The organism is Rhizobium glycinendophyticum (assembly GCF_006443685.1).
Classification (GTDB): Bacteria; Pseudomonadota; Alphaproteobacteria; order Rhizobiales; family Rhizobiaceae; genus Allorhizobium; species Allorhizobium glycinendophyticum.
Window position 1 is genome coordinate 1,437,029 of the sequence record NZ_VFYP01000001.1, and the last position, 22,454, is coordinate 1,459,482.

21 protein-coding genes and 1 pseudogene are annotated in these 22,454 nt (G+C 61.1%); 8 read left to right on the forward strand and 14 right to left on the reverse strand.

Translation table 11 applies throughout. The annotated features are described in order from the left end of the window. From rsmA to lptF, 6 genes are all read right to left on the reverse strand, one after another. Positions 1–828 (reverse strand): 16S rRNA (adenine(1518)-N(6)/adenine(1519)-N(6))-dimethyltransferase RsmA, encoded by an 828-nt coding sequence (gene rsmA / locus FJQ55_RS06990; protein ID WP_140826919.1) that lies wholly within the window; start codon positions 826–828, stop codon positions 1–3. Then, positions 828–1,850, reverse strand: coding sequence for a 4-hydroxythreonine-4-phosphate dehydrogenase PdxA (pdxA, locus tag FJQ55_RS06995; protein ID WP_140826920.1), 1,023 nt, complete (start codon positions 1,848–1,850; stop codon positions 828–830). The genes rsmA and pdxA overlap by 1 nt, the downstream gene beginning before the upstream one ends. A 16-nt stretch (positions 1,851–1,866) precedes the next feature. Further along, positions 1,867–2,814 carry a SurA N-terminal domain-containing protein gene (locus tag FJQ55_RS07000; protein WP_140826921.1) on the reverse strand — a complete coding sequence of 316 codons (948 nt, stop codon included), beginning with the start codon at positions 2,812–2,814 and terminating at the stop codon, positions 1,867–1,869. A gap of 124 nt (positions 2,815–2,938) precedes the next feature. Continuing rightward, the gene (locus tag FJQ55_RS07005) at positions 2,939–5,275 is read right to left on the reverse strand and encodes an LPS-assembly protein LptD (protein ID WP_425467506.1); all 2,337 of its coding nucleotides are present in this window, start codon (positions 5,273–5,275) and stop codon (positions 2,939–2,941) included. Next, on the reverse strand, positions 5,275–6,357 hold the full coding sequence (lptG, locus tag FJQ55_RS07010; RefSeq protein ID WP_140826922.1) for an LPS export ABC transporter permease LptG: 1,083 nt from the start codon (positions 6,355–6,357) through the stop codon (positions 5,275–5,277). Before lptG ends, FJQ55_RS07005 begins: the two co-directional genes overlap by 1 nt. Continuing rightward, a complete protein-coding gene (gene lptF / locus FJQ55_RS07015; RefSeq protein WP_140826923.1) occupies positions 6,354–7,520 on the reverse strand; it encodes an LPS export ABC transporter permease LptF in 1,167 nt (388 codons plus the stop codon). The genes lptG and lptF overlap by 4 nt, the downstream gene beginning before the upstream one ends. Before the next feature lie 312 nt (positions 7,521–7,832). On the opposite strand from lptF, the gene FJQ55_RS07020 reads away from it, so the two are divergent. Beyond that, positions 7,833–9,329 (forward strand): leucyl aminopeptidase, encoded by a 1,497-nt coding sequence (locus FJQ55_RS07020; protein WP_140826924.1) that lies wholly within the window; start codon positions 7,833–7,835, stop codon positions 9,327–9,329. A 20-nt stretch (positions 9,330–9,349) separates the two neighbouring features. After that, positions 9,350–9,799 (forward strand): DNA polymerase III subunit chi, encoded by a 450-nt coding sequence (locus tag FJQ55_RS07025; protein WP_140826925.1) that lies wholly within the window; start codon positions 9,350–9,352, stop codon positions 9,797–9,799. Positions 9,800–9,832: 33 nt separating this feature from the next. Here the strand turns inward: FJQ55_RS07025 and FJQ55_RS07030 are convergent, their stop codons facing one another. From FJQ55_RS07030 to FJQ55_RS07045, 4 genes and pseudogenes are all read right to left on the reverse strand, one after another. Next, a complete protein-coding gene (locus tag FJQ55_RS07030) occupies positions 9,833–11,896 on the reverse strand; it encodes a prolyl oligopeptidase family serine peptidase (RefSeq protein WP_140826926.1) in 2,064 nt (687 codons plus the stop codon). Between the two features lie 34 nt (positions 11,897–11,930). Then, positions 11,931–12,233, reverse strand: a pseudogene (locus FJQ55_RS07035) (PIN domain-containing protein); the annotation flags it as partial. A 75-nt stretch (positions 12,234–12,308) separates the two neighbouring features. Next, entirely contained in the window at positions 12,309–12,569 is a 261-nt protein-coding gene (locus FJQ55_RS07040; RefSeq protein ID WP_140826928.1) for a type II toxin-antitoxin system VapB family antitoxin, read from the reverse strand. Positions 12,570–12,628: 59 nt separating this feature from the next. Continuing rightward, positions 12,629–14,521, reverse strand: a complete 1,893-nt coding sequence (locus FJQ55_RS07045) for an ABC-F family ATP-binding cassette domain-containing protein (protein ID WP_140826929.1) — start codon at positions 14,519–14,521, stop codon at positions 12,629–12,631. Positions 14,522–14,675: 154 nt separating this feature from the next. Between FJQ55_RS07045 and FJQ55_RS07050 the strand changes: the two genes are divergently transcribed. Both FJQ55_RS07050 and FJQ55_RS07055 read left to right on the forward strand, forming a co-directional pair. Beyond that, positions 14,676–15,203 carry a hypothetical protein gene (locus FJQ55_RS07050; RefSeq protein WP_140826930.1) on the forward strand — a complete coding sequence of 176 codons (528 nt, stop codon included), beginning with the start codon at positions 14,676–14,678 and terminating at the stop codon, positions 15,201–15,203. A gap of 6 nt (positions 15,204–15,209) precedes the next feature. Beyond that, positions 15,210–15,548, forward strand: coding sequence for a hypothetical protein (locus tag FJQ55_RS07055; RefSeq protein ID WP_140826931.1), 339 nt, complete (start codon positions 15,210–15,212; stop codon positions 15,546–15,548). A gap of 92 nt (positions 15,549–15,640) precedes the next feature. On the opposite strand, the gene FJQ55_RS07060 is transcribed toward FJQ55_RS07055, so the two are convergent. After that, positions 15,641–16,699, reverse strand: a complete 1,059-nt coding sequence (locus FJQ55_RS07060) for a GGDEF domain-containing protein (RefSeq protein WP_140826932.1) — start codon at positions 16,697–16,699, stop codon at positions 15,641–15,643. 306 nt (positions 16,700–17,005) lie between these two features. Between FJQ55_RS07060 and FJQ55_RS07065 the strand changes: the two genes are divergently transcribed. Next, positions 17,006–17,290, forward strand: coding sequence for a hypothetical protein (locus FJQ55_RS07065; RefSeq protein WP_140826933.1), 285 nt, complete (start codon positions 17,006–17,008; stop codon positions 17,288–17,290). A gap of 1 nt (position 17,291) precedes the next feature. Continuing rightward, a complete protein-coding gene (locus tag FJQ55_RS23960; RefSeq protein WP_425467507.1) occupies positions 17,292–18,881 on the forward strand; it encodes a methyl-accepting chemotaxis protein in 1,590 nt (529 codons plus the stop codon). A 60-nt stretch (positions 18,882–18,941) separates the two neighbouring features. On the opposite strand, the gene FJQ55_RS07075 is transcribed toward FJQ55_RS23960, so the two are convergent. After that, the gene (locus FJQ55_RS07075; RefSeq protein WP_140826935.1) at positions 18,942–19,448 is read right to left on the reverse strand and encodes a DinB family protein; all 507 of its coding nucleotides are present in this window, start codon (positions 19,446–19,448) and stop codon (positions 18,942–18,944) included. 150 nt (positions 19,449–19,598) lie between these two features. On the opposite strand from FJQ55_RS07075, the gene FJQ55_RS07080 reads away from it, so the two are divergent. Continuing rightward, positions 19,599–20,282: a glutathione S-transferase family protein gene (locus FJQ55_RS07080; RefSeq protein ID WP_140826936.1), complete on the forward strand. Its 684-nt coding sequence runs from the start codon at positions 19,599–19,601 to the stop codon at positions 20,280–20,282. Positions 20,283–20,294: 12 nt separating this feature from the next. Here FJQ55_RS07080 and FJQ55_RS07085 read toward each other — a convergent pair whose 3' ends face one another. Continuing rightward, entirely contained in the window at positions 20,295–20,843 is a 549-nt protein-coding gene (locus FJQ55_RS07085) for a YbhB/YbcL family Raf kinase inhibitor-like protein (protein WP_140826937.1), read from the reverse strand. A gap of 43 nt (positions 20,844–20,886) precedes the next feature. Continuing rightward, on the reverse strand, positions 20,887–21,753 hold the full coding sequence (locus FJQ55_RS07090; RefSeq protein WP_161596964.1) for an AraC family transcriptional regulator: 867 nt from the start codon (positions 21,751–21,753) through the stop codon (positions 20,887–20,889). A 151-nt stretch (positions 21,754–21,904) separates the two neighbouring features. Between FJQ55_RS07090 and ndk the strand changes: the two genes are divergently transcribed. Continuing rightward, on the forward strand, positions 21,905–22,327 hold the full coding sequence (ndk, locus tag FJQ55_RS07095) for a nucleoside-diphosphate kinase (RefSeq protein WP_062274915.1): 423 nt from the start codon (positions 21,905–21,907) through the stop codon (positions 22,325–22,327). Positions 22,328–22,454: the final 127 nt, after the last annotated feature.

Genomic DNA, 22,454 nt, shown 5'->3' on the forward strand with positions numbered 1-22,454 from the left:
TCAGAGGAGATTGGCGAGGCGGCAGAACTCGTCGACGCTGAGCGTTTCCGCGCGCCGTTGAGGGTCGATTTCGGCGCGGGCAAGCAGAGCCTCGCCGCCGATCGATTTGACACTCTGCCGCAGCATCTTGCGCCGCTGCCCGAAGGCTGCGGTTGTCACGCGCTCCAGCTTGGCAGGATCGCAGGGCAGGGGATTGAGGCGCGGCTCTAGATGAACGACGGTAGAGGTCACCTTGGGTGGTGGGGTGAATGCCTGGGGCGGGATATCGAACGCCATGTGCGCTTCCGTGCGCCAACCGCAGAGAACGCCCAGACGGCCGTAATGATTGTCGTCCTCGCGGGCCACAATCCGCTGGCCGACCTCCTTCTGGAACATCAGCGTCAGCGAAGACCAAAAGGGCGGCCACTGGCGCGGCAAGAGCCAGTTGACCAGCAATTGGGTGCCGACATTGTAGGGGAGGTTGGCAATGATCTTGACGGGTTTGCCGTTTGCCAGCGCCTCGAAATCGGTCTTCAGCGCATCACCCTCGATGACCTCGAGCCGACCCGGATAATGGGCCTGGACTTCGGCCAGAGCCGCAAGGCAGCGCGCGTCCCGTTCGACAGCGATCACCTTGGCGGCACCGAGCGCCAGGATCGCGCGCGTCAGACCGCCCGGGCCCGGGCCGATCTCGAACACGGTTGCCCCTTCGAGCGAGCCGGCTGTCCGAGCCACTTTCTGGGTCAGATTGAGGTCGAGGATGAAATTCTGGCCAAGCGATTTCTTCGCGTCGAGCCCATGCCGTGCGATCACGTCGCGGAGGGGCGGCAGCCCGTCGAGTGCGGCCATCAGACGGATTCTTTCGAGGATTGGCTCATTGCATCTGCCACCCTGAGCGCCGCAACGAGACTTTGCTCGCGGGCGAGCCCGGTGCCGGCGAGACCGAAGGCGGTGCCGTGGTCGGGCGAGGTGCGAATGAAGGGCAAACCGAGGGTGACATTGACGCTGTCGTCGAAACCCAGGGCCTTTGCCGGGATCAGTGCCTGGTCGTGATACATGCAGATCGCGACGTCATAGCGGCCGCGCGCCTCGTCGTGGAACATGGTGTCGGCCGGCAAGGGGCCAAAAGCATCAATGCCCTCGTCGCGCAGACGGCGAATGGCAGGCATGATCACATCCTGGTCTTCAAGGCCGATCGCCCCATCTTCACCGGCATGCGGATTGAGCCCTGCAACGGCTAGACGAGGACTGGAGAGGCCAAACCGGCGGCTGAGATCGTTCGCCACGATCCGGCCGGTCTCGACGATAAGGCTTTCCGTCAGCGCTTCCGGCACATCCTTGATTGGAATGTGAATGGTGACCGGAACCGCGCGGAGCTTTGGCCCTGCCAGCATCATCACCGGCTTGACTGTCTGGCCGGTTGCCCGCTGTGCGAGATCTGCGAGAAATTCTGTATGGCCCGGAAAGCCGAAGCCAGCTTCGTAGAGCACGGACTTGGCGATGGGATTGGTGACGACCGCGCGCGTGCGTCCCCCAAGGGTCAGCGCAACTGCCGTCTCGATTGCAGAGATCGTGCCGCGCGCATTGGCGACATGGGGCTTGCCGGCAAGCACGTCTGTGCCGGTGGCGATGGGCAAGACCGGAAGCTTGTCCGCAAACAGCGCTGCTGCGCCCTCTGCATCTGTCTCCCCGATCGCAACGTCAAGATCGAGCACACGTGCCCGGACCTTCAGCACCTCGGGATCACCGACATAGAGAAAGGCCGGCAGTCCCAACGCCGTCCGCCGTGCGAAAGCCTGAAGTGCAATGTCGGGCCCGATACCGGCGGGATCGCCTTGGCTCAGCGCAAGCGGAAGAACGGCGTCGGTCATGTCTCGGCCTTCTGCCTTACTGCATTACGATCTGGGCCTTAGAGCGGAGATCTTCCAGATACTTGGCCGCATTCGGGTTTTCCCCGTCCTTCTTTTCCTTGCCGATATCCTCGGCACGGAAAACGATTTCTGCAGCAACGTCGTCCGAGACCTGGCGCTGGTTGCAAATCGCGAGATATTCCACCCCACGCTCTGTGACGCGGGTCGCCGTTGTTCCGCCACTCGCTTTTTCGATCAGAGGCTTCCATTCGGGCGGCAGTTCCGGCTCAAGCACCCGGCCCAGATTGCGGATCGACACGTCGAGATAATTCTTGGCAAACTGCATCGCCTGATCGCAGCCCGGGAAAGAGGCGCGGGACTTTTCGGCCTCCGCCTTGCGCTTGCCGACAATACCCTTCTTCGACGCGGGAACGACGAAGATCACCTGCTTCAGCATGTATTCTGTGGTGACAGGCTTCTGCTTGTTTTCGAGCAGGCGTGTGACCAGGTCCTGGTTCGAGAGCTTGCTGCCCGCGCCTGCCCCATAACGGGCATTCACGAGGCGTGGCCAGCTCATCGATACGGCGATGAAGGCTTTGAAATGCGCGGCGGTGACTCCTGCACGGTCAAGGATCGTGTTGAGCTGCTCGACCGACATCTTGTTGGACGCGGCGAAGCGGGCGAAAGACGCATCGACGTCCGCCGTGCTGACCGACATGCCGACACGGGCGATTTCGTCGCGCTTCAGGACTTCGTCGACCAGTTCTTGCTTGGCCATCTTCTGCAGATTGCCGGTCTTGCGCTGCAGGCGCAGGAAGGCCACACGATGGGCAAGGTCTCCACTCGTGATCGCGGTCTTGTTGACCACCGCGACAACCGAGGTCGCAGCCATGGCCTGGCTGCCGAGGGGCGCCGGGGACACGCTGAGCGACAAAGCAATGACGCCGGCGACCAAAAGGCTGATGCCGTTTTTCGCTTGAGCCATCTCACATCCTTTCTCCGGACAAACAGGAATTTGCCGGACGTTCTTCATCATACGGATCTTAAACTGCCGCATGGTTTGTACAATCCATGCGGCAAAACAATGACTCTGCGCGAAGCCGCCGAGATCAGTTGGCCGAGACGTCGCTGAGCTTTACCTCGCCGAGCGTACGGAACACCAGCCTGCCGCCGATCGTCCAGTCGTTCGCGGTCTCGTCGTCCGGGTCGGTCTTGTCCGAGTAGAAGAGCGACAGCGTCGTGCATTCGTCCGCATACGAGATCCCGACGCTGCGCCGGTTGAAGGCATTCGAGTCGATATCGTAGTTGACCGAACCGAAGACCGACCAGGACTGATTCAGCTTGATCGTTGAGCTGGATGCGATCGTCTGGTTATTGTCGTCGAAACTGTATTCCGGACGGGCAGCGACCTGGGAGAAAGTAACGCTCGTCGAGAGACGGTCGTTCGCATAGGTCGCATTCAAGTCCGTCCGCCGAAGCGCCAGGGTCTTCTCGTCCAGCCGAACGCCGGTGCTGAGCGACAGGCCCATGGGCAGCTCGATGCCCGCCGAAGCGACGAAGTCCGAGACGTCGGTTTCGAGGCCGGAGTCGGAGCCGACGGCCAGTAGGTCGTCGGTCGCATAGGAGTTCAGACCGGCCAGATGATAGGACTGGCCCATAACGGCGCGAAGCCCGATGCCGTTGTCGAGGCTACCCGTATAACGCAAGCCGACATTGGCGCGCGTGCCACCTTCGACCCGGTCGAAGCCCGAGAACTTGTTGCGCGAGAACAGGTTGCTCGCATCGAAGACAAGGCTCTGGGCATCTTCATTGGGAAGTTCGCCGGCCAGTTGTTCGTCATTGCGGGCATAGATCTGGGCGATCGGCTCGATGATGTGCGTGCTGTTGCCCATCGTCACGAGCCAAGGATAGCGCAGCTCGACGCCAGCGGTCAGCATGTAACGGGTCGGAGCATCGTCGGAGGTGAAGTTGCCTGTGTAATCTGTAGGCGCGTCCATGGCGAGACCGTAGACATCGCCGCGCGCTGCCAGCAATGGTGTGATCTGCAGGCCACCCGGACCGTCAATGGTCCGCTCCCACTCCAGTTCGCCCGTCAAGCGGTTCATGTTGCCTTTCAGGCCACGATAAAGGTCGTTTCCGGGGACCCCATCCGTGTTAACTGCCTCCTCGGAGAAGCGCGAAAGGGACGTGAAGTTCATCGTGCCCGACAACTGCCCCCCGGCAACGAGCTCCGGTGCATAATAGCTGTAGTCGATGACCGGCAAGACGGTCGCCTGCTTCTTCTCGGCCGTATCGTTGATGTCGGCATCCTGCACGTCGAAATAATAGCCGCGCATGTCGAAGAAGTTCCGATCACCTTTGCCGGTCAGATAGACCGTATTGGTGTTCGTCGAATTGTTGAGGCCTTCGATCGCATAGGTACGCGCAAAGTTGTTGTCCGACTGGAACATGACATCCCAGCCGAAGCTCCAGCGCGGGTTGATCTTGAAATCACCCTTGGAGGCAATCAGCCCACGGACGTCCTGCGCAGAGTCACTGGTGTTTGCAGTGAACGCTTCACTGTCCATCTGGCTAATGCCGGCGACGCGCAAGTTTGCTTCGCCCTTTTCGAACCGCTGGCGGATCTCACCCTCCAGCAGAAGACCCTGCTTGGTGAAGCCCGTGGCAGTCACCGTCGCATCACGGTCGGGCGCAATGGCGATGTAGTACGGGACAGCAATGCCGAAGCCGACATTTTCGCCCGACTTGAATTCCGGGAACAAAAAGCCGGACTTCCGCTTTACCGTATTGTCGGGAACTTCGATGAAAGGAAGCGTCGCGAGCGAGTGGCCGAAGAGCTCGAACCGTGCCTTTTCCAGTCGCACCGTATGCTTCTTGCCGTCCTGGATAACCCGTTCAGCCTTCACCTGCCAGATCGGAGGACGAGAGGGATTTTCCGCGCAGGGCAGGCAAGCCGTATAGACGCCCTTGTGCAGGATCATCTGGGTTCCGCCGACGCGCTCCGCGCTTTCGGCGACAAGACGGGTGTTGTCGTTGGTTTCGACACGCAACGACTTGAGGAAGCCGTCGGAGAAGTTGTCGGTAACGTCGAGCGAGTCCGCATAGATGCGGTTGCCGGTCGGCTCCACCAGTTCGATATTGCCGGCGGCCGTGACGCGCCCGGTCTTCTGGTCGTAGACGACCTGACGGGCGACCATCTGGTAGCCGTTGTAATTGATCTGCACCGCACCGCTCGCCACGACGCGTTCGGCGTCGCGGTCGTAGAGCAGTTCATTGGCTGCGAGGAGGAGTTTCGCGTCTTCAGGCATTGCTTCGGAACCGGTACCCGGCACCGACAGGCTTTGTGCATGCACGACGGGCGCAGGGAGCGACAAAGCGCACACAGCGACACCGGTCAGCAGGGCTACGGTGAGCCTCCTGATATTCGCGCGGTCTTTTACCGCCACTAACCATCCTCCTTGTGAAGCAGAATCGTTGCCCCCAATGCCATCGCTACGACAACTGGTACCCAGGCCGCAACATACGGCGGCATGACGCCGCTGCTTCCGAATGCCCTGACGAGCACTGTCACAACATAAAGCACGAAGCCTGACAATATTCCACCGAGAATCACCGACCTGGATTGGTTGATCCGGCTGAATTTGAGGGAAACGGTTGCGGCGATCAGTGTCATTGCAATCATCAGGAACGGCAATGACAAGAGCGAGTGAAACTGCGTTTCGAGCGCATGGGGCGACAGGCCGAATGACCGGGCGACCTCAATTTTTCGAAAAAGATCATAAAAAGCAACACTATCCGGCTGGACCAGTCGCTGCTGTACGAATTCGGCATTCAGGTTGGTCGGCACCCGCGTCTCGGCCAGCCTCTTCTGGATCTCGCCGGGACGGTTCTCCGTCACGTCGGTAAGAAGCCAGTAACCATCTTTCAACGTCGCTGTGCGTGCATCCTGCCGAAGGACGATTCGGCCCTCCTTGTCGAAATGCAACAGCACGGCGTCCATGAGCAGCGTTCCGTCCTCCAGAACGGTGTTGGCGCCGATGGCCACATCCACATCGCCGCTGCTTTGGCGAAGCCACGGAATGGGGGCGGGTTTGCTTCGGTCCGCCGTCTCGCGCCAGTCGGACTGGATTTGCGCACTCTGCCGCTGCCCCCAGGCAGCAAGCGGGTTGATGATCAGCGTCGTAGCGAGCCCGATCAAGGCCGCCCCGATCAGGAACGGCGCCATGAACTGCCAGACCGAAATGCCGGCCGCTCGGGCCACGACAAGTTCGGATTTGCGATTGAAGCTGATCAGCGTCGCCATGCCGACGAAAAGGCCGATGAAGGGAACCGTCTGCTGCAGGATAAGCGGCAGGCGTAGTGCCGTCAGGAATAGGACGCCGCCAAGTGAATATCCGGGCAGACCGTCGAAGCGCCCAGAGGTTTCCGTGAAGTCGATGAGGTAGGTAATGCCGATGACGCCGAGGAAGAACCACAGCGCCGTCATCATGTAGCGGCGGAAGAAGTAGAGGCCGAGGGTGCGGATCATGCAGCACTCCCCGCATTGGGGCCCATGCGCTTGCGAGCGGCCGAAACGGCGTTGCCTACCATTCGCGACACGGGGGATGGAAGAGCCGGCCGTTTGTCGGCCATCAGGTAGAACAGGGACGCGCCACCGGCGACGAGGGGGACGGCATACTGCGTGAGCACGAAACTTGCATCGCGCTCCGCGAGAGTTGTCGCGTAATTGTGCATCCAGAACATCGTCAGCGCCATGATCAGGGCCGACACCATGGGGTGCAGATGGGCCTCGCGATGCGAGCGCGCATCGCCGCAGAACATCAGTGAAATCAGCGTCACGACGATCGGAAACAGTGCGGAGCTGATGCGGCGGTGATACTCGGCCCGGTAGTCGCCCGGTTTGCGCTTGAATTCCGCATCCATGGGGTCTGGATCGAACAATTCTGTCAGCGACTTGTCCTTGGCACCGTAGCGGGTCTGGCCGCGCTGTTCGGACAATTCCGAGAGGTCGAAGGCATAGCGGTCGAAGCGGATGACGGTCACGTCGCCGGTCGGCGCCTTCCGCTGCACTTCGCCATCCTGCATGATCAGCGTCTTGCCGCTTTCGTCGACGGCGCCTTCCCGAGCGTAATAGATCATCTGCGAACTGGGATCGCGGGAATCGGCGATCAGAAGGCCCTTCAGGCCGCGGCCGGACTGCCGCTGAGTTATCTGCACATAGAGCCCGTCTTCGATCTTGCGGAATGTCTTTTCCTCAATGACCGACGACAGGAGGTCCGCATACGCCGTGGATATCATCGTGCGGACACTCACCCGCATCGCTGGCTCCACATAGCTCACCATGAAGAAGGAAAAGACCGTGAGCCCGATGCCGAGCAGGATCAGCGGCCGGCGAATCGTCGAGCGCGATGCTCCGGCCGCGTCGACCACGGCAAGTTCGGAATCATTGTTCATCGTCGTCAGCGTCTGGGTGATCCCGATCACCAGCGCAAACGGCAGCACCGTCGAAACCAGCGTCGGCAGGATCATCGTCGCGAGCTTCATGAAAGAGCCGACCGACTGGCCGCTGTCTGTCACGAGGTTGATACGCTGCAATACCTGCGTGGTCCAGATGATCGCCAGCACCGGCATAAGGGCCGTGAGGAACATCAGGACGACACGTCGCAGGATGTATTGTTCGAGTATCTTCATGCGGTTCCCTGGCGCCCCTGCAAAAACGCGCGAAGGGCCGATGACGAGCTTCTCTACGACGCTTGCGGCGATTTGGCGACGGACGAGCGAGATTTTCCCCTGCTTCGAGTTCCGTTTTTTTGGTCAACCGCGACAAAACGGACACGCTGTCGGAAATCGTCCGCCCCTAGTCGCTCAGCATTTGGAGCAGCAAAGCCGTTGAACTCCGCATTCCGGGGACTGCGACAACAAAGAACAGCGACTGTCTTGCCATCGTGATCGAAAAGACCATGATCGGTTCCTTCATTTACACAGACGCCAGGATTGATTTTCATGTCGATAAAACTCGCCATCTCCTTCTCTAAGTCGCAGCCCGTGATCGAAGGGCTCGCGATTGCATTGAAGACGGCTGAGGCTGAAACCCCCTCAGGAATGACAGATGCAGATCCGGCGGGCATCTATGCAAGGGCTGCCAAGGTCGCCAACTTTTCGGGTAAGGCTTCCTCAGTGCTCGACATCGTCGCGCCGCACGGCTCGGCTGCCGATCGCCTTGTTGTCTTAGGGTTGGGCAAGGCAGAGAATTTGACGGCACATGACTGGCTGAAGGCGGGCGGCAGCGCCACCGCAAACCTCAAGGGTGCCGACGACCTCACCGTCTTCCTCGACGTACCGGGACTGGCTATAACGCCCAAGTCCGCCGCCGATTTTGCGCTTGGCATGCTGCTGCGTGCCTACAAGTTCGACACCTACAAGACAAAGAAGAAGGGCGACGACGAAGAGGCAAAGGCCGACAAGACGGTCAAGGTCACCATTGTCACGGCCGACGCATCCGGTGCCAAGAAAGCCTTTGCCGAGGCCCGTGCGATCGCTGACGGGGTCGTGTTGGCGCGTGATCTCGTCAATGAACCCGCCAATGTTCTCGGCCCGCTCGAATTCGCCGCGAAGGCCAAGGAACTGGAAGAACTCGGGGTCGAGATCGAGATCCTGACCGAAAAGGAGATGAAGAAGCTTGGCATGGGCGCGCTTCTTGGCGTCGCCCAGGGTTCGGTTCGCCCGCCGCGTCTCGTCGTCATGCAGTGGAAGGGCGGCAAGTCGAAGGACAAACCGATCGCCTTCATCGGCAAGGGTGTCGTCTTCGACACCGGCGGGATCTCGATCAAGCCAGCCGGCGGCATGGAGGACATGAAGGGTGACATGGGTGGCGCTGCGGCCGTCACCGGCCTCATGCATGTGCTTGCCGCCCGCAAGGCCAAGGCGAACGTCGTCGGCATCATCGGCCTCGTTGAAAACATGCCCGACGGCAATGCCCAGCGTCCCGGTGACATCGTCACCTCGATGTCGGGCCAGACGATTGAGGTCATAAACACCGATGCGGAAGGCCGCCTCGTGCTTTGCGACGCGCTTTGGTACTGCAACGAGCGTTTCGAACCTGCTTTCATGATCAATCTCGCGACGCTGACCGGTGCCATTCTGGTGGCGCTGGGCAACCTGCATGCCGGCCTCTTCTCAAACGACGACGTGTTGTCCGAGAAGCTGCTGGCCGCTGGAATGGCCACCAATGAGCGTCTGTGGCGCATGCCGCTTGGCAAGGACTACGACAAGATGATCGATTCCAAGTTCGCCGACATGAAGAACACCGGCGGCCGCCATGCCGGCTCCATCACCGCTGCCCAATTCCTCAAGCGTTTCGTCAAGGACACCCCCTGGGCGCATCTCGACATCGCCGGCACGGCCATGGGCTCGCCGAACGACGAGATCAACCAGTCCTGGGGCTCCGGCTACGGCGTGCGCCTGCTCGACGAACTGGTCCGGGCGAATTACGAAGCCTGACCGGGGTCAAGGAAACACGCGTGGCTGAAGTCCTCTTCTACCATCTGACCGAATCGAAACTGGAAGACGCGCTCCCGCCGCTCCTCGAAAAGAGCGTGGAGCGCGGCTGGACGGTCGCTGTGCAGACCCGCGATCCGGAGCGGCGTGATGCGCTCGATGCCCATCTCTGGGTCTACCGGGACGACAGTTTTCTGCCGCACGGAACCGACGAGGGGGCGTCGCCGGCCCGGCAGCCGGTGCTGCTCACGGTGCAGCCGGACAATCTGAACGCCGCCAGCGTCCGCTTCCTGGTCGATGGCGCCGAGGCCCCAGACAGGCTGGACTACGAACGCGTCGTCTTCGTTTTCGACGGCTATGATGCCACCCAGCTTGAGGCGGCGCGCGGGCAGTGGAAGAAGCTGAAGGCGGAGGGCCACAGCCTGACCTATTGGCAGCAGACGCCGGAAGGCCGGTGGGAGAAAAAAGCCTGATTCGGCCCAGTCTCCACCGGCTCGCCTCTTCTGTCAGGCCCTCATGATCGTCTGGCGCAAGAAGCTGTAGCCCATGGCCGTGCGTCTTGCCATTTCGGCCGAGTTGCCAGCGCCGCCATGGCCGCCGGAGCCATATTCGTGGAACAGCGGGGTGTGGCCTTCGACTTCCAGCCGCATCGCAAATCGCCGCGCATGCGACGGATGCACCCGGTCGTCATTTGTCGAGCTTTCGATGTAAAGCGGTGGATAGGCTTTCTCGGCAGCCGGCTTGACCTGATGGAGTGGGGAGTAGTCGAGGAGAAAAGCGCGATCGGCTTCAACGTCCGGATTGCCATATTCGTCCATCCAGGCCCGTCCGGCAGGAAACATGTGAAAACGCGTCATGTCGATGACAGGTACGCGGCACCAGACGGCGCCGAAATCCTCGGGATAACGCGTCGCCATGACGCCGGTCAGCAGGCCGCCATTGCTGGCACCGGTGCAGGCGATCCGGGATGGCTTTGAATAGCCGCGCTTCACCAGATCGCGGGCAATGGCCACGAAATCCTCGAAAGCCTTGTGGCGACCTTGGCGCTTGGCGGTTGTGTGCCATTGGGGACCGAGCTCCGCGCCGCCGCGGATATAGGCCTGCACATAAGCGCCACCCAGTTCGAGAAACCGGCCGGTGATGCCCGAATAATGCGGCGCAAGCGAAGCGCCAAAACCGCCATAGCCATAGATCAGCACCGGCAATTCGCCCATCGTCCACGTTTTCGGCAGCACCAGATGATAGGGCACCCTGGTGCCATCCTCCGATGTCGCCTCCAGCAGTTGGCTCGTCATGCCGTCTGCATCGAAGAAGGCGGGCGAGGTCTCCTGCGGCTGAAGAACCAGAGGGTCATCAGTCGGTCGACGGTCCTGATCGGAGAGGGCGAGCATGTAGCGGGTGGGGGGCACCAAGAAGCCGGAGCCGATCACCGAGAGCGTATCGTCGCCCCGATGCAGGTCGGCATAGAGCGGCGTGAAATACAGCGCTTCGATGCCCTCGGGCAGTTCGATCCGTTGCGGCTCCGCGTCCTCGCGTGTCAGGTCCAGCGCATAAAGCGATGGAGAGAGGCGGTCATCGACGGAATAGACCGCCCAGTGGCGCAGCAGCGTGAAATGATGGACCGCGCGTCCCGGTGCGGGGCTGACCAGGATGCGGCGCCGAGAGGCCAGCGGCTCATGACCGAACGGTGTGAGTTCCTGCAGGACCAAGCTGCCACTCGGCACTTGCTCGTCGTTCTTGGCAAGCCAGAGGACATGGCTGTGGTTGATGTCAAAGCCAATCTCCTGCGGCAACGGCAGGCGACGGGCAACGCCATTGGTGTCCTCCACATGGAGGCTGAGCTTTCCGATCTCGTGGTTCGTCATGAAAACGCGGATCTGCCGCGTATCCGGCCCGTCATGACCGCCTAGCTTAGGATCGATGACGAAGCCATAGCCGGTGACGTCGCTCGGGTCTGCCTCGAACAGGATCTCGGCCTCGGCTGGCGTCTGGCCGCGTCGCAGGCGCCGTCCAACCCGGGGCCAGCCGGATTGCGTGGCGGAAAACGCATCGATCGAGCCGAAATAGGCAATTTCGTCACCGCTGAGCCACGCCGCCTGCGCCCGGACCGCCGGCGTATCGAAGCCGCCGTCGACGATCTGTTTGGTTTCGAGATCGAACTCCAGGAAGCGCGTCAGGTCCGAGCCGCCGTCGGAGAGGCGAAACAAGACGCGCGTCGGTTCGAAGGGGCAGGTGACGCAGCCGCCGAAGATCCAGCGCTTGCCTTCGCTGCCGCAGAACGCATCGACGTCGAAAACCGTTTCCCATAGGGCATCGGCACGCGGCACAAGTTCCGCCGGAAGCCGGCGCAGAACACCGAGCGGATTATCCCGCGATCGGTTGAAATCGAAAAGCCAGTCGCCGCGCCGGGTGGGAACGATCAGCCTGTCCTGTCGCTCCATCATCGCCTGAAGAGCGGCCGCATCGGCTTCCATCTCCCGCGTCGTCAGGGTCTCTTGCGACCGGGTATTGCGGGCGGCGACGAAGGCCAGCGTCTGCGGATCGTCGTCCTTTTCGAGAAAGAGATCCATGGCGCTGCTCCTCTGCATTGTCGTGTGTGTGTGGTCAGGCGAGGTCGGTGCGGCGGAAATCCTCGCCCACATAGAGGAGGGCGGCACCGGCGGCCTTGGCACCTGCATAGGAAAAACAGTCGCCGAAATTGAGGCGGGCCGGATGCCGGCCCTTGGCATAGCGGGAGAACGCATCAAGGGCGACGCGTGCCGTGTCGCTGTTCGCGTAGAGGATGTCGGCGTTCAGTTCCGTGAGAAAATCTTCGACAAGTGCATATGCCTCTTCAACGGTCTTCCTAGTCCGGGACGAGATCACCACGGTAGTTTCATGGATGACCGTTGCCGATGTGGAAAAGGGGTTGGCGAGAAGGCCATCCGATCGAGAATATCCTGACGTCGCGGCGCGTCCGTCAGAATTTCCACCAGCGCCGAACTATCGATGAACATCGTTATCGCCCCACATTTCGTCGAGAAAAGCCTTCTCGTCGAAGGGTTCCAGCGTGTCGTAGGCGGGCATGTTGTGTCGGGCCCGGAGCTTCTCCAACCGCTCCGCCAGCGGGCGGCGCTGCTCTTCCTCATGCACGACGCGCTCCAGCGCCTGGCGGATCGCATCCGTCTTGATTGGGGCCTTGAGGATTTTCTGCGCCTGTTCGGCGAGCTGGTTCACCCGTTCATCGCGCACGTAAAGCGGCATGGCGTCACTATACGCCAGCAAAATAGTGTATATGCAGGGTTACACAAGGATGGCGCCGATCAGCCGGCCATGCCCTCTTCATATTCGGCGGAGAGCTCCAGCCATTGCTCTTCCGCCGCCGACAGTTTCGCCGCCGCTTCGCCGCGCTGCTTGGCTTTTTCGGCCGCCTTCGCGGGGGTCTTCTCGTAGAGCACCGGGTCGGCGAGCTCCTTGTCGAGCGCCTGAATCAAAGTCTCCAGCTTCTTTGTCAAAGCCTCGACTTCATTTATCTTTTTCTTCAGCGGCGCAAGGCTTGCCCGTTTGTCGGCCGCCGCCTTCCGCTGCTCGGCCTTGTTGACCTGGTCGCCACCGGACGTCTCTGCCTTGTCCTTTTCAACCGGCTTCTTTCCGGAGGCGATGATCAGGCTGCGATACTCTTCCATGTCGCCGTCGAAGCTGGTGACGGTGCCGTTGTTGACCAGCCACAGCCTGTCCACGGTCGCCTCGATCAGATGGCGATCATGGGAAATCAGGATGACAGCGCCCTCGTAGTCGTTGAGGGCCTCGATCAGCGCCTTGCGGCTGTCGATGTCGAGATGGTTGGTCGGTTCGTCGAGGATCAGGAGGTTCGGCGCGTGGAAAGCCGCGAGCCCCATCAGCAGGCGTGCCTTTTCACCGCCCGAAAGGTCCTTGGCGGCCGTATCCATCTTTTCCGTCGCCAGCCCCATCTGCGCGACGCGGGCGCGGACCTTGGCTTCCGGCTCCTGCGGCATAAGGCGGCGCACATGATCGACCGGGCTCTCGTTGGGGATCAGGTCGTCCAGCTGATGCTGCGCGAAGAAGCCGATCTTCAGTGTCGAGGCCGTCTTCAGCTGCCCGGCCTGGGCTTCCAGGCGGCCGGAGATGAATTTGGCAAAGGTCGACTTGCCGTTGCCGTTCGAGCCGAGCAGCGCGATGCGGTCGTCGTTGTCGATCCTGAGATTGAGGTTTTTCAGGATCGGCTTGCCGGGCTCGTAACCGACGACGCCGCTGGCGATAGCAACGATCGGGGAGGCGGGCTGCTTCTCCGGCTTGGGAAAGGTGATCGGGTTGACATGGTCCTCGATCACGGCGGCGACCGTGCCCATGCGCTCCAGCGCCTTGATGCGGCTCTGCGCCTGCTTGGCTTTGGTGGCCTTGGCACGGAAACGGTCGATGAAGCTTTGCAGATGCTTGCGCGCGGCGTCGTTCTTCGCCTTGGCCTTCATCTGCAGCTCGTCGTTCTCGGCCTTCTGCCGCTCGAAGCTGTCATAGCCGCCGCGATAGAAGGTCAGCTTCTTCTGGTCGAGATGGATGATCGAGTTGACGGCGGTGTTCAAGAGGTCGCGGTCATGGCTGATGATGATGACGGTGTGCGGATAGCGCCGCACATAGTCCTCCAGCCACAGCGTGCCTTCGAGATCGAGATAGTTGGTCGGTTCGTCGAGCAGCAGCAAGTCCGGTTCGGAAAACAGGACGGCCGCCAGCGCCACGCGCATGCGCCAGCCGCCGGAAAAGGACGAGGCCGGACGCTGCTGCGCTTCGTGACCGAAGCCGAGACCGGAAAGGATCGTTGCGGCACGCGCTTCGGCAGAGTGAGCGCCGATATCGGCAAGCCGCGTCTGGATTTCGGCAATGCGATGCGGATCGGTGGCGGTCTCAGCTTCGAGGAGGAGGGCGGCGCGCTCCTTGTCGGCGGCGAGCACGATCGAGATCAGCGAGTCCTCGGTGCCCGGCGCTTCCTGCGCCACTTGGCCGATCCTGGCATTCTTCGGAATCGATATGCTTCCGCTTTCGGCCGAGAGGTCGCCGGTGATGATGCGGAACAGCGTCGACTTGCCCGCGCCGTTCTTGCCGACGAGGCCGGCTTTGGTGCCGGCCGGCAGGGCGACGGTCGCGTGGTCGATGAGAAGTCTGCCGGCAATGCGGGCGGAGATGTCGTTGATCGTGATCATGACTGGCTTTTGGCCGAAAGCCTTGGTCCTGACAAGACCTGAGCATTCGAAGCGGCGCAAATCCGCTGTCCTGTGCGAAACAGCCGCCGTCTCCTGATCTGCCTAAGGTCTGTACGCGACCGGATTACGGCGCAAACAGGTATGGGAGAAAATCATGCGATTTTGGACGATGCTATCGACGGCTCTTCTGACGGGTCAACTCATTGCGCCTGTCACGCTTATGGCAAATGACGATTTTACCTACTGGGCTGTCAGTGACGACATACTTCAGGCTGCTACACTGGATTACTGGACGCAGGAGAGGAGGCAGAAGGCGATCGCAGCGCAGACGAATGTCTCCACCGGCCGGGCGTCCCTGGGCATTGGTCGACGGTCGATGCTCAACGATGCGGAAACGGCACCGATCGGAGAGGCTCCTTATAAGTTCGGCGGCAAACTGTTCTACACGCGTGACGGCATAGACTACGAGGCGAGCGCGCAATTCGCCGCAGCCGACAACATCGTCATCGGTGCGGCGCACGGCCTCTGGATGGACAACAAGGTGGCCAGCAACATCCTGTTTGTTCAGGGCTATGACAACGGCGGTGGCGTCGATTACCCGATCGACGTTGCGGCGGTTCTGACGGAATGGACCCGCGTGGCCAGCAATCCTCCGTCTCTCCAGGTTGACCAGTATGATTAAGCGGTCATGCGGACTACGAAAGCCTCGGCGGTCGGCCGCTATGAGTTGGGCACAGCGGGTGTCGGCACCAAGGTGACGATCATTGGCTATCCGTTTCGGCTCGAAGGTGGAAACTACATGTATCGGGAGACAGCGACCATCGAGGTCAAGGCTGGTTCAGTCTATGATGCCCGACCTCATCCCATGCACGGTGGCGGCGCCAGCGGTGTTGGTTGGTTTTTAGGGACCGAGGAGCCCTACACCTTGATCGGCGTCGTCGCTGCCGGGGAGCCGAATTCTGTCGATGGCCCTGCCTTCACACCGCAATCTCGTCTGCAGCCTATGAGATCGTGTTCCAGGGGGTGACAGACATGGCGGTCCGCTTCACGCAGAACAACCAGTTCGTCGCCGCGTAACCTGAGTGCGACCGGTCGGCGCCGGCCCTTCCATTGAAGGACTTACGCGACCTGACGCTGACCTGGCTTGTGGCCGATGATCGGCTGGCGCGGATTGAGCCGGGCGAGTTGGGTGGCGGTCTTGGCGAGCGACAGCCAATGTAACGGGTCCGTTGCCTCATGTGCCATCACATGGCCGAGCGCCAGCGGCAAACCACCGAGCTCGGAACCGGTATCGCTTGCAAAGACCAGATTGTTCTCCGCCGTGTTGAAAAGCCGCTCGGCGATGATGTGAGCGTCACCGGCGTCGATGTCGTCGAAGACGAAGGCGAAAGTGTCCGCCTCGATGCGCGCGATATAATCGTGCTTCTTGATCGCCTTGCGGAAAATCCTGGCCAGTCCCTTCACCAGCTTGACCGCCGCTTCGTCGCCATACTGGTGATGCAGGTGTGCCAGATCGCAGATCTCGATCAGCACCAGCGCACTTGTGCGGGCAGCTGTGCTGCGCGCATGGGTCTCCTCGAGCGTTTGCAGGAAGGCCGCGCGGTTCGGCAAACCCGTCAGGCGGTCGCGCATTGTCAGGGCCTTGGCCGCCTGCATGGCCCGATCCGCCGTTTCCAGTGTGTTTAGCCCTTCGGCTACCTCATGGGCCAGCAGAGTCTCCGCCTGGACCATTTCCCTGGCAATCGATGCCAGGAGGTCCAGTTCGCCCAACAGTTGTTCGATTCCGACATCGGCTTCGGCGCGGATGGACGTTGCAGCCGTCTCGACGGAGCGGGCAAAGCTACGCTTCTGGCCGAGTCCCAGTGCCAGCTTGGCCTTGATCGACGAAAGAGCCTTGAGTGCCTCCGTCTGCAGTCTTTCGGCAGTCGCCCCGCAATGGCCGGGAAGCCGATGCTTGAGACCAAGTTGATCGAGCGCATGCTGGCTGGGCTTTGGGCCGAGTGTCGTAAAGTCTTGACCGAGGTCCGGATTGCCGCCGCTCAGGGCCTCGAACACAAGTTCGAAATTTCGGGGCAGGGCGGCGATGTCTTGGCGCAACATCACAGCCACGATCTTCTGCAAGGCATCCGCGCCCGGTTTTCCGGCGCGATGCTGTCCGCCTGTGATGTTGTCCTGCATGGATGCCCCTCTTGCCTCAGTCCCCCAGGTTCAGGCGACAAAGGTCATGCAGAACCTTTGGCAAATGGTTTATGTCGAGGCGCAAGAGGGAAATGCGGTTAATTGATGGTGTGCACGAGCCTGAAGGACGTTTCTACGGTGCAGTGAAATACCGCCGCAGACCTGATATTTGTCATTTACCGAATATTAGCCCACCCGAAACCATAATGAGGTGGATAAACGCCTGCCTTGGTCGCTCTCCTGACGTGCGGGTAGGCTGGGTCGCTAAAACCGGAAAGCGAACGATAATAGATGCCTGCCCCCGGGATGACCATCTCTGCCTATTTCGCTTTTTCTTTTGTTCTTCTCGCTGCCGTGATTGCACGTCCGACGGGCGCGTTCATGCTTGTGGTGACTGACCCGAAGCTAAGCGCGGAGGGCAATATGGCAGTCATCGCGAAAGCCGGTGGACGTTTCGTCTGGGCGGGCAGAGCACCCTGGATATCTGTTGCTCAATCGGACGAACCCGGCTTCGCCGAAAGGCTCTTCGATGCCGGAGCATACCTTGTGCTGAACCATGACTTGGCAGTTGGCTGTCGTGAAGGAAAATGACATGAACGAATTACAAAATCTGCGCGCGAAGGCCTCTGTGGGCCTCCAGACTCTTCTGTGGATCAACTTTGCGCTGATCGTTCTCTCAAACAGTCTGCGCGCTGAAGGCGTGGATTGGTTTGCGATCGGAGCAACACTGTTGATGTTGGCGCCAGTGACGCTCGTGTGGCTGAAAGACCGGACCGGACAGGCCACACGGATCATGACGTCGATGGCCCTTGCAATGACGGTGTCGATCCTCGTCTATTCGTTCTCCGGTAGCCCTTTGCAGATCGACATGCATATGTACTTCTTCGCGACCCTTGCAGTCTGCGCGGCTTGGATCGACTGGCGAGCCATTGTGGCGTTTGCAGGCTTTGTGGCCGTGCATCACCTGGCGGTTTACTTCGTGATGCCGTTGGCGGTTTTCCCGGGTGAATCCGACTTTTCGCGCGTCATTCTGCACGCGGTCGTACTCATTCTCCAGTCCGGCGTTTTGATTGCCCTGACCTTCGCGGTTGTTCGTGCATTCGAAGCCTCTGACAAGGCCGTCGAAACGGCCAATGTCGCCCGGCAGGAAGCCTCGGCCATGGCCGATCTCGCCAGACAGGCAGATGCAACGGCCGCAGACGAGCGGTTGCATCACGAGGCCGAGAAGGCCAAGGAGGCGGAGGCGGTGCAATTTGCCGTCTCTGAGTTGGGTGCGGTTCTGTCGCGTCTCGCGGATGGCGACCTGTCCTGCCGCATTGCCAAACCCTTCCCAGGCAAGCTCGACGAGTTGCGCAGTTCCTTCAATACATCGGTCGAAAACCTCGAAGCTGTTGTCGGACAGGTCGGCGAGGTCGCGAAGGTCATCCGGCTTGGCACGTCCCAGATCGCTGACGCAAACCAGGACCTCTCCTCGCGCAGCGAAAGACAGGCCGCGTCGATCGAGGAGACGGCGAGTGCGCTGTCAGGTGTCGCCACAACGGTCAGACAGACGGCTCAGGTCGCGGATTCCGTTGGCCGCATGGTTGATCAGGCCCGCAACGGTGCAGAGCGTTCGGGTTCGATCGTGACCGACGCCGTCTCTGCCATGAGCCGCATCGAGAATTCGTCCCGCGAAATCAGCCAGATCATCGGCGTGATCGATGAAATTGCCTTCCAGACCAATCTTCTGGCTTTGAATGCTGGCGTGGAAGCGGCCCGCGCAGGCGAAGCCGGGAAGGGCTTTGCCGTCGTCGCCCAGGAGGTGCGTGAACTGGCCCAGCGTTCGGCCAATGCGGCCAAGGAGATCAAGACGCTGATCAACGCGTCGGGTGAGCAGGTCCGTCACGGCGTCTCCCTTGTCGATCAGGCAGGCGAAGCGCTGAGTACGATTGCGCAGGAAGTCAATTCGATCAGTGAGCAGGTAGCCAAGATCGTTGCAACGACCCGCGAGCAGTCCGCCGGCCTCTCCGAGATTGATGCCGCGATCGGTCATATCGACCGGAACACCCAGCAGAATGCTGCCATGGTCGAGGAGTCCACCGCTGCGATCCAGCAACTGGTTCATGAAACTGGCACGCTGGAATCTTTGATGGCGCGCTTCTCGCTCCAACGTGGCGGGCCGACCGCACGACGCGCCGCTTGACGGCAGACAGCGATATCAGCTTCGAAGCCGCACGGGCATTCCGTGCGGCTTCTTCTGTTCTCAAAGCCAGGCTCGCCCTTCGCTCCGCAAGAAGTAGATCAGGTCGATGGCGAGGCTTGGCTTGCCCATTCCGGTCAAGCCCGCATGCACTTGGCCACGATGATGGGTCTGATGGTTGAACATGTGGCTGAGGGCAGGGGATAGCCGTTGCTGGACGAGTTCCGAGGAGGTGAGCGGCGTGTAGGAGATCGGCCCCTCCAGCTGCGCTGGCGTCAGGTTGTCCACATAGGCGATAATCCGCCCATCCTCCTCCACCCGCGCCTCCCGCAACTCGGCAAAGCCGGTACAGGGGCGCTCGTCGAGGGTGGAAGGTCGCGGGCCCGCGCCGATGAAACGGTACAGCCAGACACGGTCGGCCGTCAGGATGTGGCTGAGTGTGCCGAAGATCGATCCGAAGAAGGCGCCGGTGTCGCGGTGCAGCTCGTCTTCGGACAATGTGGCCGCAGCGTCATAGACGAGGCTGTTCGCCCAGCGGTTATAGGCCGCCATCATCTTGAGATGTTCCATTGCATCCTCCCGTTCAAACCGTCGCCCTGCCAGGCCTCGGTATTCATAGCAGTGGCTTGCACAAGCAGGGCTTATGGATCCCATGAAATTTGCTGATTTGCCACGCAGGCCCTAATGGTCTTGTGTGGGGTAAATGAAACGAGGTCCTTCATGTCTCTGACGCTCTATTCTCTCTGCGGAACCGATCCGAACCGCCCCTTTTCTCCGCATTGCTGGAAGATCGTGATGGCACTTCATCACAAGGGGTTGGCCTTCGAAGAGAGGCCGTTACCCTTCACGGAAATCCCGAAGGCAGAAGAGGGATTCTCGAAGACGGTGCCGATCGTCAGGGACGGGGATCGGCTGGTCTCCGACAGCTTCCAGATCGCGCTTTATCTCGAAGAGGCGTATCCCGATCATCCCAGCCTGTTCGGCGGCGAGGGCGGAAAGGCGGCGGCTCGCCTGGTCGAAGGTTATGCCCAGCATATCGTCCATCCGGTGATTACCCGGATCGCCGTCTACGACATCCACCAGATGCTAGGCCCTTCTGACCAGGACTATTTCCGCAATAGCCGCGAGAAGCGCCTCGGCAAAACGCTCGAAGAAGTCCATGCCGAGCGGGCGTCCGCCATTGCAGCGCTTCCCGCCCAGCTGCAGCCCCTGCGTCACATGCTCGGCTTCCAGCCCTTCATCGGGGGGCAGACGCCGCTCTTTGCCGATTACATCCTGTTCGGCGCGCTGCAGTGGCTGCGGATCACCACTGGATCCATCCATCTCCCCGATGGCGACCCGGTCGTGGGTTGGTTTGAGCGTTGCCTGGAACTGCATGAGGGCGCCGGCCGTCAGGTGGCCTGACGGTCGCAGCCTCTAACGGCCGTAGCGCAATGAGATGGAAGCCTTGGCCAGCGCATGGGCATTGGTCATGAAGCCGATTAACGCACCACTTGCCGTGGAATCGAGATCGAGCTTCGCGGTGTCGAGAGCGGTCACCGTGAACACATAAGTGTGGGTCTGTCCCTCTGGCGGGCATGCCCCGAGGAAACCGGCATAGCCGGCATCCGCACGGCTCTGGATCGAACCGGCGGGCGCTCCTGCCTCGGGCGAGATTCCGCCCTGAAGTGCCGTGACGTCCGCCGGAATGTTGAACAGGACCCAGTGCCAGAAGCCGGAGCCGGTCGGCGCATCGGGATCATAGAGCGAGACGGCGAAGCTTTTCGTGCCCTCGGGGGCGTTGGTCCAGGAAAGGGCGGGCGAGATGTTCTGACCGCTGCAGCCGAAGCTGTTGGCGACCTGTGCCTCGGGAAGCTTGCCGCCATCGCGGAGGTCGGGGCTGGAAAGGGTAAACTCCGCCGCCTGCGCCTGTGTGGCGAGAATGGCAAGGGTCAGGAGAGCGGCGGTAAATGTTTGTCTGGCCATATTGGGCTCCATGAATGTCTGCGAGCCCAATCTAACCGCTCCGCTATTCGGCTGCGGCCCCGATGCGATCATCTTCAGCTCCAATGCGCGCAAATTCCGCTGCCGGAATGCGGATGTCGCGCGGGGAGAGCCCGAAGCGTTCGCGGAAACGCGCGGCAAACTTGGAGGCGGATTCGTAGCCAACCTCCAGCGCCACCCGGTTGATCGGCAACTCGGTCGCCTGGAGCAGGCCGACGGCCCGGGTCATGCGCATATCGGCGATGATGTCGGTGAGGTTGGTCCTGGCGGAGGCAAGCTTGCGACGAAGCGTGGCTTCACTGACGCCGAGTGACGAGGCCACGCGCTCCGCAGTCCAGTCGCTCGCCAGGTCGCGGCCGATCAGGGCGCGAACGCGGTCGTGCAGGCTCTCGTAGCCACTGGCGCGCAGGCTGAGCCCCAGCCCGTCCAGACGCAGGATGATCTCACCGAGCATGTGACGGCGGAGCCGTTCGGCCTCACCGGCCTTTGTCAGGCAGTGGGCAGCCCGTTCTAGGGCTGTCTGGAACTCGGCATCCGGAAGAAATGTTGCGGCGTCGCGCAATGGCGCAAGCTGCGCATTCGCATAGGCATTGACGAGATCGGGCGAAAACATGAAGGCTTCCGCTTGATAATCGCCATCGGCGACGACCTCGTTAATGACGGTCCATTCCCCGTTGATCGGTAGGACGATCGCGGTTCCCGGTCCCGCCTCGAGACCGATCCTGCTCGAAGAAACGCGCTTTAAGCCCTGGCGCACGATGATCAGGCCGGGCTGGTCGGCGCGCAGCCGTCGGAATGTGCCGGAACTCGCCTGGATGATATAGCAATGGGCGCCGATGCCAGGGGCGGCATGGGTGAAGCGCGCGATGCGGCCTGAAATGCTCTCGATCACTGCGACCTCTCCTCGGGGGCTTGAGCGCCGTGCCATCGGCGCTGTTGATTATGACGTGGGCGTGAAATTCGTCCATCCCCCTTGTCTTCGTGATTCGGGCCTTGTAGATACCGCCCACTTTCCCTTCAGACACCAAACAAGGATGAGACAGATGGCGATTGAACGCACCTTCTCGATGATCAAGCCGGACGCAACCAAGCGCAACCTCACGGGCGCCATCACCAAGATGCTGGAAGACGCAGGCCTGCGCGTCGTAGCCTCCAAGCGCGTCTGGATGAGCAAGCGCGAAGCAGAAGGCTTCTACGCCGTTCACAAGGAACGCCCCTTCTTCGGCGAGCTCGTCGAAGGCATGACTTCCGGCCCGACCGTCGTTCAGGTTCTCGAAGGCGAGAACGCCATCCTGAAGAACCGCGAAATCATGGGCGCCACCAACCCGGCCAACGCCGATGAAGGCACCATTCGCAAGACCCACGCTCTCTCCATCGGCGAGAACTCGGTTCACGGTTCGGACGCTCCGGAAACCGCTGCCCAGGAAATCAAGTACTGGTTCTCCGACACCGAAATCGTCGGCTGAATCAGGCTCTGAGGTTTTTGCCTCAGTCCATTGATGCGATTCACGAAACCGGGGCGGAGACGTCCCGGTTTTTTCCGTGCCTCGACCTAGATCCTCGCCCGAATGCCTGCAGACTTTGGTCAGGCGA

Excerpts from the sequence above, each read along its gene's own strand:
- rsmA (WP_140826919.1), bottom strand. The coding sequence starts at position 828 with ATGGCCGCACTCGACGGGCTGCCGCCCCTCCGCGACGTGATCGCACGG.
- pdxA (WP_140826920.1), bottom strand. The coding sequence starts at position 1,850 with ATGACCGACGCCGTTCTTCCGCTTGCGCTGAGCCAAGGCGATCCCGCC.
- FJQ55_RS07000 (WP_140826921.1), bottom strand. The coding sequence starts at position 2,814 with ATGGCTCAAGCGAAAAACGGCATCAGCCTTTTGGTCGCCGGCGTCATT.
- lptG (WP_140826922.1), bottom strand. The coding sequence starts at position 6,357 with ATGATCCGCACCCTCGGCCTCTACTTCTTCCGCCGCTACATGATGACG.
- lptF (WP_140826923.1), bottom strand. The coding sequence starts at position 7,520 with ATGAAGATACTCGAACAATACATCCTGCGACGTGTCGTCCTGATGTTC.
- FJQ55_RS07020 (WP_140826924.1), top strand. The coding sequence starts at position 7,833 with ATGTCGATAAAACTCGCCATCTCCTTCTCTAAGTCGCAGCCCGTGATC.
- FJQ55_RS07030 (WP_140826926.1), bottom strand. The coding sequence starts at position 11,896 with ATGGATCTCTTTCTCGAAAAGGACGACGATCCGCAGACGCTGGCCTTC.
- FJQ55_RS07040 (WP_140826928.1), bottom strand. The coding sequence starts at position 12,569 with ATGCCGCTTTACGTGCGCGATGAACGGGTGAACCAGCTCGCCGAACAG.
- FJQ55_RS07045 (WP_140826929.1), bottom strand. The coding sequence starts at position 14,521 with ATGATCACGATCAACGACATCTCCGCCCGCATTGCCGGCAGACTTCTC.
- FJQ55_RS07050 (WP_140826930.1), top strand. The coding sequence starts at position 14,676 with ATGCGATTTTGGACGATGCTATCGACGGCTCTTCTGACGGGTCAACTC.
- FJQ55_RS07055 (WP_140826931.1), top strand. The coding sequence starts at position 15,210 with ATGCGGACTACGAAAGCCTCGGCGGTCGGCCGCTATGAGTTGGGCACA.
- FJQ55_RS07060 (WP_140826932.1), bottom strand. The coding sequence starts at position 16,699 with ATGCAGGACAACATCACAGGCGGACAGCATCGCGCCGGAAAACCGGGC.
- FJQ55_RS07065 (WP_140826933.1), top strand. The coding sequence starts at position 17,006 with ATGACCATCTCTGCCTATTTCGCTTTTTCTTTTGTTCTTCTCGCTGCC.
- FJQ55_RS23960 (WP_425467507.1), top strand. The coding sequence starts at position 17,292 with ATGAACGAATTACAAAATCTGCGCGCGAAGGCCTCTGTGGGCCTCCAG.
- FJQ55_RS07075 (WP_140826935.1), bottom strand. The coding sequence starts at position 19,448 with ATGGAACATCTCAAGATGATGGCGGCCTATAACCGCTGGGCGAACAGC.
- FJQ55_RS07080 (WP_140826936.1), top strand. The coding sequence starts at position 19,599 with ATGTCTCTGACGCTCTATTCTCTCTGCGGAACCGATCCGAACCGCCCC.
- FJQ55_RS07085 (WP_140826937.1), bottom strand. The coding sequence starts at position 20,843 with ATGGCCAGACAAACATTTACCGCCGCTCTCCTGACCCTTGCCATTCTC.
- ndk (WP_062274915.1), top strand. The coding sequence starts at position 21,905 with ATGGCGATTGAACGCACCTTCTCGATGATCAAGCCGGACGCAACCAAG.